At 43.3% G+C, this 12,976-nt stretch carries 11 protein-coding genes, 1 pseudogene and 1 riboswitch; of the genes and pseudogenes, 7 read left to right on the top strand and 5 right to left on the bottom strand.

The window, feature by feature from the left end; genetic code table 11:
• Positions 1-93: 93 nt before the first annotated feature.
• A complete protein-coding gene (gene gbpA, locus AC3CID_RS21375) occupies positions 94-1,560 on the bottom strand; it encodes an N-acetylglucosamine-binding protein GbpA (protein ID WP_488527414.1) in 1,467 nt (488 codons plus the stop codon).
• 72 nt (positions 1,561-1,632) lie between these two features.
• Positions 1,633-1,722, bottom strand: a riboswitch (cyclic di-GMP riboswitch).
• A 323-nt stretch (positions 1,723-2,045) separates the two neighbouring features.
• On the opposite strand from gbpA, the gene AC3CID_RS21370 reads away from it, so the two are divergent.
• The 4 genes and pseudogenes from AC3CID_RS21370 (at position 2,046) to aroG (ending at position 4,295) form a co-directional block, all read left to right on the top strand.
• Positions 2,046-2,399 (top strand): XRE family transcriptional regulator, encoded by a 354-nt coding sequence (locus AC3CID_RS21370; protein WP_171328031.1) that lies wholly within the window; start codon positions 2,046-2,048, stop codon positions 2,397-2,399.
• Positions 2,400-2,498: 99 nt separating this feature from the next.
• Positions 2,499-2,609 (top strand): annotated as a pseudogene (locus tag AC3CID_RS21365) (DUF3313 domain-containing protein); the annotation flags it as partial.
• 104 nt (positions 2,610-2,713) lie between these two features.
• Positions 2,714-2,929 (top strand): DUF3820 family protein, encoded by a 216-nt coding sequence (locus AC3CID_RS21360; RefSeq protein WP_004730103.1) that lies wholly within the window; start codon positions 2,714-2,716, stop codon positions 2,927-2,929.
• 313 nt (positions 2,930-3,242) lie between these two features.
• Entirely contained in the window at positions 3,243-4,295 is a 1,053-nt protein-coding gene (aroG, locus tag AC3CID_RS21355; RefSeq protein WP_488519289.1) for a 3-deoxy-7-phosphoheptulonate synthase AroG, read from the top strand.
• Between the two features lie 121 nt (positions 4,296-4,416).
• Here aroG and AC3CID_RS21350 read toward each other — a convergent pair whose 3' ends face one another.
• The 3 genes from AC3CID_RS21350 to AC3CID_RS21340 all read right to left on the bottom strand — a co-directional run bounded on the left by AC3CID_RS21350 (position 4,417) and on the right by AC3CID_RS21340 (position 8,650).
• Positions 4,417-5,841: a phosphohexomutase domain-containing protein gene (locus AC3CID_RS21350; RefSeq protein ID WP_488527413.1), complete on the bottom strand. Its 1,425-nt coding sequence runs from the start codon at positions 5,839-5,841 to the stop codon at positions 4,417-4,419.
• 16 nt (positions 5,842-5,857) lie between these two features.
• Complete coding sequence (locus tag AC3CID_RS21345) at positions 5,858-7,393, bottom strand: mannose-1-phosphate guanylyltransferase/mannose-6-phosphate isomerase (protein WP_488519288.1); 1,536 nt, start codon at positions 7,391-7,393, stop codon at positions 5,858-5,860.
• A gap of 87 nt (positions 7,394-7,480) precedes the next feature.
• Positions 7,481-8,650, bottom strand: coding sequence for a mechanosensitive ion channel family protein (locus AC3CID_RS21340; RefSeq protein WP_488527412.1), 1,170 nt, complete (start codon positions 8,648-8,650; stop codon positions 7,481-7,483).
• 184 nt (positions 8,651-8,834) lie between these two features.
• On the opposite strand from AC3CID_RS21340, the gene AC3CID_RS21335 reads away from it, so the two are divergent.
• Together AC3CID_RS21335 and AC3CID_RS21330 are read left to right on the top strand one after the other, a co-directional pair.
• A complete protein-coding gene (locus AC3CID_RS21335) occupies positions 8,835-9,491 on the top strand; it encodes a potassium channel family protein (protein ID WP_017079662.1) in 657 nt (218 codons plus the stop codon).
• A 26-nt stretch (positions 9,492-9,517) separates the two neighbouring features.
• Positions 9,518-10,885 (top strand): TrkH family potassium uptake protein, encoded by a 1,368-nt coding sequence (locus AC3CID_RS21330; protein WP_237300409.1) that lies wholly within the window; start codon positions 9,518-9,520, stop codon positions 10,883-10,885.
• A 113-nt stretch (positions 10,886-10,998) separates the two neighbouring features.
• Here the strand turns inward: AC3CID_RS21330 and msrB are convergent, their stop codons facing one another.
• Complete coding sequence (msrB, locus tag AC3CID_RS21325; protein WP_488527411.1) at positions 10,999-12,141, bottom strand: peptide-methionine (R)-S-oxide reductase MsrB; 1,143 nt, start codon at positions 12,139-12,141, stop codon at positions 10,999-11,001.
• A 362-nt stretch (positions 12,142-12,503) separates the two neighbouring features.
• Here msrB and AC3CID_RS21320 point away from each other — a divergent pair, with 362 nt between their 5' ends.
• The gene (locus AC3CID_RS21320) at positions 12,504-12,902 is read left to right on the top strand and encodes an OsmC family protein (RefSeq protein ID WP_488527410.1); all 399 of its coding nucleotides are present in this window, start codon (positions 12,504-12,506) and stop codon (positions 12,900-12,902) included.
• Positions 12,903-12,976: the final 74 nt, after the last annotated feature.

Raw genomic sequence — 12,976 nt, 5'->3', positions numbered from 1 at the left:
TTACTGAACAAGAAAACGGATGCTTTGGGCATCCGTTTTTGTTTGGTTGATGACTAAAACTCACTTAATACAAAGTAAGTATCTAGCGAGTACTTAGTCCACTTTGTTCCAAGCACTTTGCCAGTGTGAACCGACACCTGGTTCGTACTGAGTTGCTGTTGGAGCCCATTGAGCACAGTAACCAGAGTATGGGAACTCTTTACACTGATAAACGCCGCCGTCGCTGCTCAGAACCTTAGTTCCTGCTGTGTAAGACTCAATGCTTTCAGGGAATATGAAGTCATAATCGCCGGCTGGTGGAGGCGTTTGCTCGTCCATTAGATGGAAATCAAGCGTATTTTGATCTACTAGGTTACCTTGGTCATCTTTCGTCACGACTACAAGCATGTGGTGGCCTGCTTCCGACTTAGATAGAGTGAGTTGAACATCTTCAACTTGTCCGTCTGATAACTCAGATTTCTGAGATGCAAGTGCTTCACGGTGATGGTTGTAAACGGTCAGTTCTGCTTGAATATCGCCAGTTGCCGCTAATGTAAGATCAAGCTGTGTAGGTTGGTTCTCATCAATAACATACTCAGACTCTAGGCCTGTGACTTCTAACTCATGATCTGGCTCTGGAGTATCAATCTTGTAACCGATTTCTACGCTCTTAAAGCCTGAACCTGATTTTAGATAAACAGGGTTCGTGCCGTACACTGGCGCGAAATCGTTTTGATCGTTTAACTGGCCCGCTTTGATTTGCGTTTGCTCTTGATTGATCTTAGAAGCAAGCGCGTAAGACCAGTTGTTTGCTTTACCTTGCTCGTTGTTCTCAATCACTAGCTCTGTACTGTATGAAGCGTTCTCACCAGATTGGTCGAATACGCGAGTGTAAACAGCGTCACCAATGTTGAGGTCTTGAGTTGGGTTGATTTGACCGCCTTGATCCCAATCCGGGATAACAGGGCCATCTCCGTTAAATTTCACATCGATAACATTGTAGAAAGCCGCAGCAGTGTCACCTACATCCCATACCGCAAGGATCACTTGATAACCTTCGCGTTCTGGCACATTACACAAGTGGCTGACTTGCATCGGTGGTTGTTCCATGTTGCCTTCAATAACACAGAATGGCGTTAAGTCGAAAGAGCTGCGCGCCAAAGGTTGGTTCGGGTTCCAGTCGGGTTGCGTAATGTAATATTTCCAATCACGGGTTTTGTGGTTCGCTGTGAACGTCCACTCAAAGTACTGAGATCCAGATTTGATAGGGCGCTTAACCCAGCGGTCTGCGGTTTGCTCATCTAGCGCTGCCGCTAAAGAAGATTGTGCACTAGCGATTTTTCCATCGGCAGGGCCGCTTTCAGGAAAGCCCTCAGGGCCTTCTACACTTTGTGGTTCATATTGAATACCACCACAGCCTGTGTTTTTTTGTTGTGTATCACTCGCTGGGAATTTACACAACGCGACACGGCTTTCTGCTACGCCATTATCGTATGCCGAGACATAACCGTGACCGAAGCTTGCTCCACTGACGCTAAGTAGCGATAGCGCGATGAGCGATTTTTTTGGGAGTTGTTTCATTATTTGTCCTTACTGTATTTGGCCGACAAAAAAGAGAACACTCGGGCATGCATTGACACTTAAATTCTATTAAGTGGCGGCCCCGCTATCATAGACAGAATATATGTCGACAGACCGGTGGCTTTGCGTCCTATTCTTTCAAATAGTTTGCCAGAAGTGAGTTTAAGCAAACGAAATGTAGCCAACAGCTTTTATAAATGCGACACAATAGATTTAAATGTGGAATGCTAATCTCGAACTTATAATTCTTAATACAAATTAACTTGCCATATGTGTTCCTAGGTAACATATAAACAATTGATATAAATAAAGAAAGTAATTGCTCTAATTGTTTTTGTGAATGATTAATGGTTATTATTCTTTGTTCCGTACACCGATTGAGCGCATATCAAAACCAAACCTTTGGTTTCCACTAACCGAACGCTGACATGCTGTGTATGAAAAGCCGGACAATTGATTGGTACGAATTATATAAAGGAGTCGGTATGGAATTTACAGAGCAAGACAGAGATGCGTTGTATCAAACGTGGATGTCACAAAAGTCGCGAATGCGAATTACGCAGATGGAGTTTTCGAAGAAGCTAGGCATGAACCAGCTTGATTTCTCAAGAGTGCTAAGAGGGGAGACAGCATTGACTATGTCTTTCATTAGCCACTTTTGTCGTTTACTTCATTTAGAGCCTAGGAATGTGTTTCCTTCGCTTAAAGAAGGTAATGAGTTAGGGCCGAAAGTGGTCTACCTGAAAAGTAGAATGAGCGTTGATGGTGAGATCCAAAATGCTTATATCGAAGGAAATCAGGTAATCGTAGAGTATGCACACACCGTTCAGCATGACTAATTTTAGAGATAGCTCTGAGTTTTAACCCCTTTTCCTACAACTTTTCCACATAGGGTACGGCATACTTGTTTAGATTCATAAATTTAACCGAAGTGCGCTATGACACCTTTAAAACTTCTCTTGCTTGTTGCAACCAGCATCTTTTTGTTTGGTTGTGCAGGCGGCCCAATTAAAACCGCAACTAAATTCACCAGTTATGAAGATTTTCAACCATGATTGACTCGCTTGGTGATGCCAAAGACGCGATCAACTATTGGGTTGAACGTTTAGGTGATACTCTACAGAGCATCGACGATGCATAGAAAGAGCACGTAATGCTAGAGAAAGAGAACCTGATTAAACTTGCTAGAATGCAGATGCCATTTGGCAAATACGCTGGTCGCACATTGATCGACTTGCCTGAAGAATATTTGCTGTGGTTTGATAAAAAGGGATTCCCTAGCGGTGAGCTAGGCGACTTATTAAAACTGTGCCTTGCGTTGAAAATCGAAGGGCTTGATAGTGTCGTCAAACCTTTGAAAAGAATGTGATTTAATTGAAGCTCACGCTAATAACGTGAGCTTTTTTATTTTAGATTATCACTAGATATTACGTGTATAGTGGGATTTGAAAAACAATGGACCTTATCCCGAGATAAATTGCGCAATCGATAGCGTGTAAATAATATTATACGGGGTGTTTTAAATATAAAACACAAAAAAAATTGCGTTTTTTTTGAATTAGTGATTGAAACTAGAGTTTTTACTAGTTAAGTTACAGGGAACAAGAAGATAAGTGCTGATGGAAAGTTACGTGAGATAACCTACATTCAGCTCAAGGATAGAAAATAGGAAGAAGTAAGCGATGTTCCAGACTGATGATGTAAGAATTAACAAAGTAAAAGAGTTATTACCACCTGTTGCTGTTTTAGAAAAGTTTCCAGCGACAGAAATTGCTTCTTCTACAACCTTTGAAAGCCGTAAAGCGATTCATAATATTTTAGAAGATAGCGACGACCGCTTACTTGTTATCGTAGGCCCATGTTCTATTCATGACACAGAAGCTGCACTTGAATATGGCAAACGCTTGAAAGTGTTACGTGATGAACTAGGCGACAAACTTGAAATCGTAATGCGTGTTTATTTTGAAAAACCACGTACAACTGTTGGTTGGAAAGGTCTGATTAACGACCCATACATGGATGATACGTTCAAGCTAAACGATGGTCTTCGTCTAGGACGTAAGCTACTACTTGACCTAACTGATATGGGAATGCCGACGGCAAGTGAATTCCTAGATATGATCACGCCTCAATACGTGGCTGACCTAATCAGCTGGGGCGCAATTGGCGCACGTACGACTGAATCTCAGGTTCACCGTGAACTTGCTTCAGGTATTTCTTGCCCTGTAGGCTTTAAGAATGGTACTGATGGCAACATTAAGATCGCAACCGACGCGATTCGTTCAGCGAGTGCTTCTCACCACTTTTTGTCTGTAACTAAGTACGGTCACTCCGCTATCATTGAAACTGCAGGTAACCCTGATTGCCATATCATCCTACGTGGTGGTAAAGAGCCAAACTACAGTGAAGAGCATGTAAGCAAGATTAAGGAAGAACTAAAAGCTTCAGGTCTTCCAGAGAAGGTGATGATTGATTTCAGCCATGCGAATAGCTCTAAGCAGTTTAAACGCCAAATTAACGTATCTGATGACGTAAGTGCACAGATTTCAGGTGGTGATAAAGCTATTTTTGGTGTGATGATTGAATCTCACCTTGTTGAAGGTCGCCAAGACTTGGTTGACGGCAAAGCAGCGACATACGGTCAGTCTATTACCGATGCTTGTATTGGTTGGGAAGATACTGAAACAGTACTTCGCCAACTGGCAGATGCTGTTGAAGCTCGTCGCAACAAGTAAACTAATTACAGTCAGCGACTAAGCGACTGAAAATTCAAAGCCCTTATTAGCAATCGCTAGTAAGGGCTTTTTTGTGACTCTTAGTTGAAAATTAGTTAAAAACTGGAAGTGCTTTGTATTCTTAAATGAAAAAAGACAGTAGCTCGTCGACTTTAAGTGACAGTAAAGTTCTATCTTGCTTGGTTTCCACGTTGAGGCGTATCAACGGCTCTGTATTGGACTTTCGTAAGTTGAAGCGCCATGTCCCCATATTCATGCTGAGCCCGTCTGTGTGATCGATCTCAACGGCATCAACTTGATAGTGCGACAACACATAAGCCATGACTTGTTCTGGGTCTGAAACCCTACGATTGATCTCTCCTGAAGAGGGAAATCTATCCATACTCGAATTGGTCAATTGGTGAAGAGATTGTTGAGTTTTCGACATCAGTTCTATCACTAAGAGCCAAGGAATCATTCCTGAATCGCAATAACCAAAATCACGAAAATAATGGTGCGCACTCATTTCACCACCGTACACAGCGTTTAATTCTCGCATCTTCTCTTTGATGAGCGCATGCCCAGCTTTGACTGCAACAGCCTTCCCATCAAGCTTATTGGCGACTTCAATCGTGTTCCATGTCATACGCATATCGTGCAACACTGTGGCGTTAGGCTCTTTTAACAAAAATGCTTCAGCGAGCAACCCGACAATATAGTAACCCTCAATGTAATTGCCATTTTCGTCAAAGAAAAAACAACGGTCAAAATCACCATCCCACGCAATGCCAAGGTCGGCAGAATGCTCTAAGACTGCATCTCGAGTCGCTATTTGGTTGTTTTTGATCAATGGGTTGGGAATGCCATTAGGGAATTTCCCGTCAGGGGTATGGTGAACCTTGATGAAAGTGATCGCGACACTGAGTTCGTTAAATTTCTTCTCTAAAGCATCAATGACATGTCCTGCAGCGCCGTTTCCTGAGTTAACCACAATCTTCATGGGTGAAAGTTTAGAAGGTGTTATGTAGGAGAGTAGGTGGTCTACATAAGGGGCGAGAATACTGGTCGATATGCAGGAGTTATTTGATTGAACATGAACGATCGGCAAATCGGCGTTCAGCTCTTGAGTCAGTACTTTAATGCGTCGTTTTATTTTATCTAAACCACTGTTTTTACTGATGGGACTAGCGTCAGCGCCGACCAGTTTCATTCCGTTGTAATTGATTGGGTTATGGCTGGCTGTGATTTGTATTCCGCCAATCGCTTTTAGGTGACGAGTCGCAAAGTAGACTTCTTCAGTGCCAGTCATACCTAGGTCTATGACGGCTATCCCAGACTCGATTAAGCCTTTGGTCATGGCTTGTTGTAATGAAAGGGACGTTTCTCGGTTATCTCGACCAATCACCACTTGAGCCAAGCCATCTAATGAAGTTTCAGGTGTCGTGGATAGGGCGTATTCGCTAAATGCCTTACCGAGCAGGTAGGCGAACTGCTCGGTAATTTGAGTGCCAATAATGCCGCGAATATCGTTGTTCTTAAAGCAGCTAAGATCTAATGTTGGTTTCATTTGATTGTCGCCGCTTCTATTTCGATTTTTTGTTCCGAGACGAAGAAGCTTGTTCGCTTCGAACGTCTCGCCCATAGCTGTCTTGATATCGAATGATATCGTCTTCACTTAAATGGCTGCCGGTTTGAACTTCAATCATTTCAAGAGGTGTCTCGCCAGGGTTCTCTAAGCTGTGGATGTGACCTAAAGGGATGTAAGTCGATTGATCTTCTTCGACGAGATAGGTTTTCTCATCGTTGGTCACCTTCGCAGTGCCAGCTACTACTACCCAATGTTCCGCTCTATGATAATGCATCTGTAGTGAAAGCTGATGACCCGCTTTTACAGTGATACGCTTAACTTTGTCTCGCTTTCCTAAATCAATCACATCGTATTTACCCCAAGGCCTCAATACCTCACGATGATGAATATGCTCCGTTCGACCTGCTTGACTTAGTTGACTAACAATCGATTTTACACCCTGAACCTTGTCTTTATCTGCGACTAATATGGCGTCTTTGGTCTCGACAATAATCAGGTTATCGACACCTACAGTAGCAACTAGCTTGTTTTCAGCATGGATGTAGTTGTGTTGAGAGTCGACGGTTAACACGTCACCTTCAATGACGTTGTTATGCTCATCTTTGTCGCTTACATCCCAGATAGCAGACCATGAGCCAATATCATTCCAACCGACATCCATCGGGATCACAGCTGCGTGCGAGGTTTTCTCCATCACGGCATAATCGATGGAATCGCTTGGGCTACTTTTGAATGCTTCAGCGTCGATACGGATAAAGTCGAGGTCGGTATTTTGCTTTGCAAGAGCGAGTTTACAAGCCGCTAATATATCGGGGTGGTGTTCGGCGAGTTCTTCAAGATAGCGTGATGCCTTAAACATGAACATGCCACTGTTCCATAGGTACTGTTCTGAGCGGATGTATGCTTCTGCGGTTGCTTTATCGGGCTTTTCTACAAAGCACTCAATGTCGTAAGCATAATGGGTTGGTTGGTCTGTAATGTTGGTTTCTAGTTGTAGGCTAGAGATAAGAGGTTGCCCTTGTTTGATGTAGCCATAGCCAGTCTCTGGAGCATTTGGGGTTATACCGAATGTCACCAGTTTGCCTTGTTTTGCGTAATCAACACCACGGTTAATCGATTGTTGAAATTCAGAGGTTTTAGCGATGTGATGGTCGGCAGCAAGCACTAATAAGATTGGGTCAGCCGCTTCTCTTTTAGTCTCATGAGATTTGGTCAAAGCTTGCAAGGCTGCAAGTGCGATGGCTGGCGCAGTATTTCTACCGACAGGTTCTAACAGAATGCCACTGTGCAGGACGTTAGCTGAGCGAATTTGTTCAGCAGCGATAAAACGATGCTCTTCATTACAGATGATGAATGGCGCATCGCAGCTGCTATCCGTTAGGTGTGCGTCGATACCTTGCAGGCGTTGAAGTGTCTGCTGAAGCATCGACTGTTCGCCAGCAATATTCAGGAATTGCTTAGGATAGAGCTCTCGAGACAGTGGCCAGAGGCGGCTTCCAGAGCCGCCAGCTAGGATGACAGGTAAAATCATAGAGTGGTAATTGTGTGCATTAGAATACTGCCATCATATTACCACGCTTCACGCTTATTACTTATCGATAACCAAGAAGGATGCTGACTATCGATGACCTTCCGTAGGAGAGTTCAACATATCTTTGGGATCGCTAACATTCTGATTATCACCTAGGCTCTGAACGCTGTTATGACCTTGAACATTAGAAAAGTCTTGAGGGTCAATCTTGAGTGTCTGTGTTGGGAACGCGATGTCTGCATTGTGTTTATGAATAATCGCCAGAACCTGTAACAGAACGTCTTGCTTCACTTTGTGGTACCTGATCCAGTTGACCGTTTTTGTGAAGGTGTAGATAAAGAAGTTCAGTGTTGATGGTCCAAATTTGTCAAAGTTAACGATTAACGTCTGTTTGGCATCAATATCTGGGTGGGCCTCGAGCATGGTTCTTACATCATCAACAATGAGCGCCAATTTGTCTGCATCTTGATAACGAAGACCAAAGGTTTCATTGATTCTACGATTTAACATTCTCGATGGGTTCTCTACCACAATACTACTGAACACCGAATTTGGAACGTACAAAGGACGCTTATCAAAAGTGCGGATAATCGTCATGCGCCATCCAATGCGTTCGACCGTACCTTCGATTTGACGATCGGGAGAGCGTATCCAATCTCCGACTTTAAAAGGGCGGTCGAAGTAAATCATCATACCGCCAAAGAAATTCGACAGTAGATCTTTAGCGGCTAAACCGACGATTAAACCACCGACACCACCAAAGGTAAGCAAGCCCGATAGGCTCAGCCCAAACGCCTGCATGATGGTTAAGCCGCCCATCACCATAAAGAACAGTCGAGCCACTTTCGCGATAGCTTGTACTGTGGTTTCGTCTCTGGTTTTCTGCTCTAAGACATACTCTTCAGAGTTACTGATCATTCGCAGCGTAAACCAAACAAACGTAGATATGATCAGTATGTGTTTGAGTGTTCTTAGCCAGTTGATTTCATTACCAAACTGGTCTTGAAGGATCAAGCCAACAGACACGGTAGCAGGCCAACACCAAAGCAACGTACTGACAGGTGTTTTTAAGGCCTCTAGCAGTAGGTCATCCCAATGAAATTGGGTCTTTTTGACCAAGATTTCTAGGCGATTATGGACAATTCGCCAAGCGACCCAAGCGAAAAAGCTCGCAATAGTGATGAATAGGACGCTATTTGCCCAATCGCTATGGCTCTGGTTGCTGTAGGTTTGTACTTGGGTTATGAATTCATTCATTGTGTGTACTGCCGCAGAAATTATGGGTTAGAAATTAGCAGAAATCACTTTTGTTCTCTACCTTTATAAATCAATCGATTAGCTGACAATTGTATCTCTATATGGATATATAGTCGTTTTTTTGTATGAAGACAATTTTGTTATTTGTTTTCGATGCTACGTAGCTTTGTAAGTGGAGCAATAAATGAGTGACAAACAATATGCAGTTATCGGCTTAGGGCGTTTTGGGTTATCTGTATGCAAAGAGCTACAAAGTTCAGGGGCGCAGGTGCTCGCTGTCGATATTGATGAAGAGCGAGTGAAAGAAGCGGCCAATTTTGTTTCACAAGCGATTGTTGCGAACTGTACGAGCGAAGAGACAGTTAAAGAATTAAGGCTGGACGATTACGATATGGTGATGGTGTCGATTGGCTCTGATGTTAACTCCAGTATTCTAACGACGCTAGTGGTAAAAGAATCAGGCGCAAAAGCCGTTTGGGTGAAGGCGAACGATAAGTTTCACGGGAAGATCCTTTCTAAGATTGGTGCCGATCATATCATCATGCCGGAGCGAGACATGGGTATTCGTGTTGCGCGTAAAATGTTGGATAGACGCGTTCTTGAGTTTATCGACCTTGGCAGCGGCTTAGCGATGACGGAAATTGTTATTGGTTCCAATTTTTTGGGTAAGAAACTTGGTGACCTTAAGCTGTGCAAAGAAAATGGTGTTGAGGTACTTGGTTTCAAGCGAGGCCCGAACCTAACTAAAGCACCTGAACTGGATGTGAGTTTAGAAATTGGGGATGTGGTGATCATCGCTGGGCCGAAAGAGACCTTATCTAGAAAGCTACGCAATTGGTAACTGGCAATCGGAAATAAGGTAACAGTATGAATTCGTTAAAACGAAAAGGTACTTTCTACACGCTTAAGAGTGATCAAAAGCCACGTAAAGGATCTGAACCTAAGATTATCCTTACGAGCTTCTTAGGCGTACTTATCCCTTCTGCAATATTGTTGACGCTACCCGTGTTTTCTGTGACAGGTCTAAGCTTTACGGATGCACTGTTTACTGCCACGTCGGCGATCAGTGTGACAGGCTTAGGTGTTGTTGATACCGGTCAGCATTTCACCTTGGCAGGTAAAATCTTACTGATGTTCTTGATGCAAGTCGGCGGGTTAGGGCAGATGACCCTTTCTGCGGTGCTGCTCTATATGTTTGGTGTTCGGCTAAGTTTGAAACAGCAAGCATTAGCGAAAGAAGCATTGGGGCAAGATCGTAAGATTAACCTCCGAAAATTAGTCAAGAAGATCATCATTTTTGCATTGGTGGCGGAATTTATAGGTTTCGTATTGCTCTGTTTTCGTTGGGTTCCTGAAATGGGATGGGCAACAGGGAGCTTTTACGCGTTATTTCACGCGATTTCTGCATTCAATAACGCAGGATTTGCGTTGTTCTCAGACAGTATGGCGAGCTTTGTTGACGATCCACTGGTGATCTTTACCTTAGCAGGCTTGTTCATTTTCGGCGGATTAGGTTTTACGGTCGTGGGCGACCTGTCGACTAACTGGCGGAAAGGCTTCCAACATCTGCATTTACACACCAAGATTATGCTAACGGCGACACCGACGTTATTGGCGGTGGGCACGGTGATGTTTTGGTTATTGGAGAGAAATAACTCAGCGACGATGGAGGGCTTGTCGACACAAGGGCAATGGTTGGCGGCTTTTTTCCAGTCAGCGAGTGCTCGTACTGCTGGTTTTAATAGTGTGGATTTGTCTCAATATACACAACCTGCATTATTGGTGATGATAGTACTGATGTTGATTGGTGCTGGTTCAACTTCCACTGGTGGTGGGATTAAGGTTTCGACCTTTGCGGTCGCTTTTGTAGCAACGTGGACCTTCTTACGTCAGAAAAAGCATGTCGTGATGTTTAAACGTACTGTGACCTGGCAAGCGGTAACAAAGTCATTGGCCATTATTGTGGTAAGTGGAGCACTGTTAACCACCGCAATGTTTTTGTTAATGCTTACTGAAAAGGCGGCGTTTGATCGAGTGATGTTTGAGGTGATTTCGGCCTTTGCGACGGTCGGACTGACTGCAGGGTTAACCGCAAACCTAACTGAACCTGGGAAATACATCATGATTGTGGTGATGGTGATTGGACGAATTGGACCTTTGACTTTGGCTTACATGTTAGCTCGCCCTGAGCCTTCGTTGTTGAAATACCCAGAAGATACGGTGTTAACGGGTTAATAAGGTTAACAGGCTAAGATTAACCCTTCTTGTTAGTGCGTTAGAAAAACAAAGCCAGCGTTATGCTGGCTTTGTTGGTATAGGTGTAGCACTAATTTCTTAGTACTTAAGCTTTAGCCTTCGAACATTTCCATATATTCTTCGTAGCCTTCTTCGGCCAATTTATCTGCTGGGATAAAGCGCATAGCGGCTGAGTTCATGCAGTAGCGTAAACCTGTTGGCTTTGGACCATCTTTAAATACATGCCCTAGGTGAGAGTCACCAAATTTACTGCGAACCTCTGTTCTTGGGTAAAGCAGCTTGTAGTCAGTAGTCGTTACGACATAAGCCTCGCTGATTGGCTGTGTAAAGCTAGGCCAACCTGTACCTGATTTGTATTTGTCTTTTGAAGAGAATAGAGGCTCACCCGTCACGATATCAACGTAAATACCTTCTTGCTTGTTATCCCAGTATTTGTTGTCAAACGGGCGCTCTGTCGCGTCGTCTTGTGTGACATCGTATTGCAGTGAAGTTAGAGAAGCTTTGATCTCTGCATCAGACGGCTTGCTGTATGTCTTAGTATTGGCTGTCGCATTTTTGCCATCGATGATTTGGCGGATCGTTTTCGGATTTTCTTTTCTATCATCGCCGAAGACTTTATCAAGGTACTGATCACGACCAGAAGCGTAGCGGTAGTAGTTATAACGAACCTTACTCTTCTTGTAATAATCTTGATGGTAATCTTCTGCTGGCCAGAATTTCTCAAACTTAATCAGTTCTGTTTTTAGTGGTTCACCAAAGATCTGAGCTTTGTCGATCTCCATCATGAAGTTTTGAGCGACGTCTTTCTGTTCTTGGTTATGATAGAAAATAGCAGGTCGATATTGTGGACCTCTATCTACGAAAGAGCCTTTGTCGTCAGTTGGGTCGATGTGTTGGAAGAATTGGTCAAGCACCTGTTCATAGCTGACCACATCAGGGTTATAGGTCACATTGATCACTTCGATGTGGCCAGATTTACCCGATGAAACTTGTTTGTAGGTTGGGTTTTCTAATTCACCACCAGAATACCCAGAGATAACGTCTGTCACACCTGTCAGTTTTTCTAGATCGGATTCTGTACACCAAAAACAACCACCAGCCAGTGTCGCGATTTCAGTTTTACCTGATTTAGCCGTTTTATCCATTGTATTGGCAGTGCCAGTCTGGCTTACAAACAGCGAAATCAGTGGTAGTGCAACCACGAGTGATACCAATATTTTAGATAATTTATTCATAGATACCTCATCTTGACGTTTTTCTCATTCGATTTTGAATGTACGAATAGAGACAGGTTTTAGATGGAAAAAATTACACTATTCATGAAAAAACATCTCAAATAGAAAATCTTGCTCATAAATGCTGCCAGTAGTAGGGTGTAGGCATTGATATAAAATAATACCAATCACAGTAAGTAAGTGATCATAAATAGCGCAGGAAAAAAACTCGAGAACAAGGCGGAATTTTCCGATAAGTAGTTATTCTACAATCAAAAATTCTAACGAAGTTATCGAGATTTTTAACAAGCTAGGATGACCAGTTATTTACTACGATTGGTATACCAAATAATGATGACGTTTACGTACATCTAAGGAACAGCATGCAAGCAGAAGTTAAATGGGTCGAAGGCTTTAAATTCCTAGGTCACTCTCAATCAGGCCATTCTATTGTTATGGATGGAAGCGGCGGTGCTACAGCGCCAAGCCCTATGGAGATGGTGTTAATGGCTGCAGGTGGTTGTAGTTCTGTTGATGTAGTGGACGGTTTGAAATCTGCGGGTCAAAGCATCACTGGTTGTAATGCAAAACTAGAAACAACACGTCGTGAAACAGCGCCGAAAATCTTTACTGTGATTAATATTCACTTTGAAGTGTCTGGTGACAACCTTGATCCTGAGCAGGTTGCTAAGGTGTGTGCGGATTCATTAGAAAAATACTGTTCTGTATGTCTAATGTTGGGTGCTGGCGTAGAGATGACCTACAGTTGGGAAATCGCCTAGTCTCTGATTGTACAGCTTGGCGTTAGGCTAATCTTTACGGCTTACGGCTTACGGCTTATAGGCATAGCCAGATA

Source organism: Vibrio sp. QJM3NY_21, assembly GCF_057785975.1.
This window is presented reverse-complemented; position numbering and strand designations above follow the sequence as displayed.

Excerpts from the sequence above, each read along its gene's own strand:
- gbpA (WP_488527414.1), bottom strand. The coding sequence starts at position 1,560 with ATGAAACAACTCCCAAAAAAATCGCTCATCGCGCTATCGCTACTTAGC.
- AC3CID_RS21370 (WP_171328031.1), top strand. The coding sequence starts at position 2,046 with ATGGAATTTACAGAGCAAGACAGAGATGCGTTGTATCAAACGTGGATG.
- AC3CID_RS21360 (WP_004730103.1), top strand. The coding sequence starts at position 2,714 with ATGCTAGAGAAAGAGAACCTGATTAAACTTGCTAGAATGCAGATGCCA.
- aroG (WP_488519289.1), top strand. The coding sequence starts at position 3,243 with ATGTTCCAGACTGATGATGTAAGAATTAACAAAGTAAAAGAGTTATTA.
- AC3CID_RS21350 (WP_488527413.1), bottom strand. The coding sequence starts at position 5,841 with ATGAAACCAACATTAGATCTTAGCTGCTTTAAGAACAACGATATTCGC.
- AC3CID_RS21345 (WP_488519288.1), bottom strand. The coding sequence starts at position 7,393 with ATGATTTTACCTGTCATCCTAGCTGGCGGCTCTGGAAGCCGCCTCTGG.
- AC3CID_RS21340 (WP_488527412.1), bottom strand. The coding sequence starts at position 8,650 with ATGAATGAATTCATAACCCAAGTACAAACCTACAGCAACCAGAGCCAT.
- AC3CID_RS21335 (WP_017079662.1), top strand. The coding sequence starts at position 8,835 with ATGAGTGACAAACAATATGCAGTTATCGGCTTAGGGCGTTTTGGGTTA.
- AC3CID_RS21330 (WP_237300409.1), top strand. The coding sequence starts at position 9,518 with ATGAATTCGTTAAAACGAAAAGGTACTTTCTACACGCTTAAGAGTGAT.
- msrB (WP_488527411.1), bottom strand. The coding sequence starts at position 12,141 with ATGAATAAATTATCTAAAATATTGGTATCACTCGTGGTTGCACTACCA.
- AC3CID_RS21320 (WP_488527410.1), top strand. The coding sequence starts at position 12,504 with ATGCAAGCAGAAGTTAAATGGGTCGAAGGCTTTAAATTCCTAGGTCAC.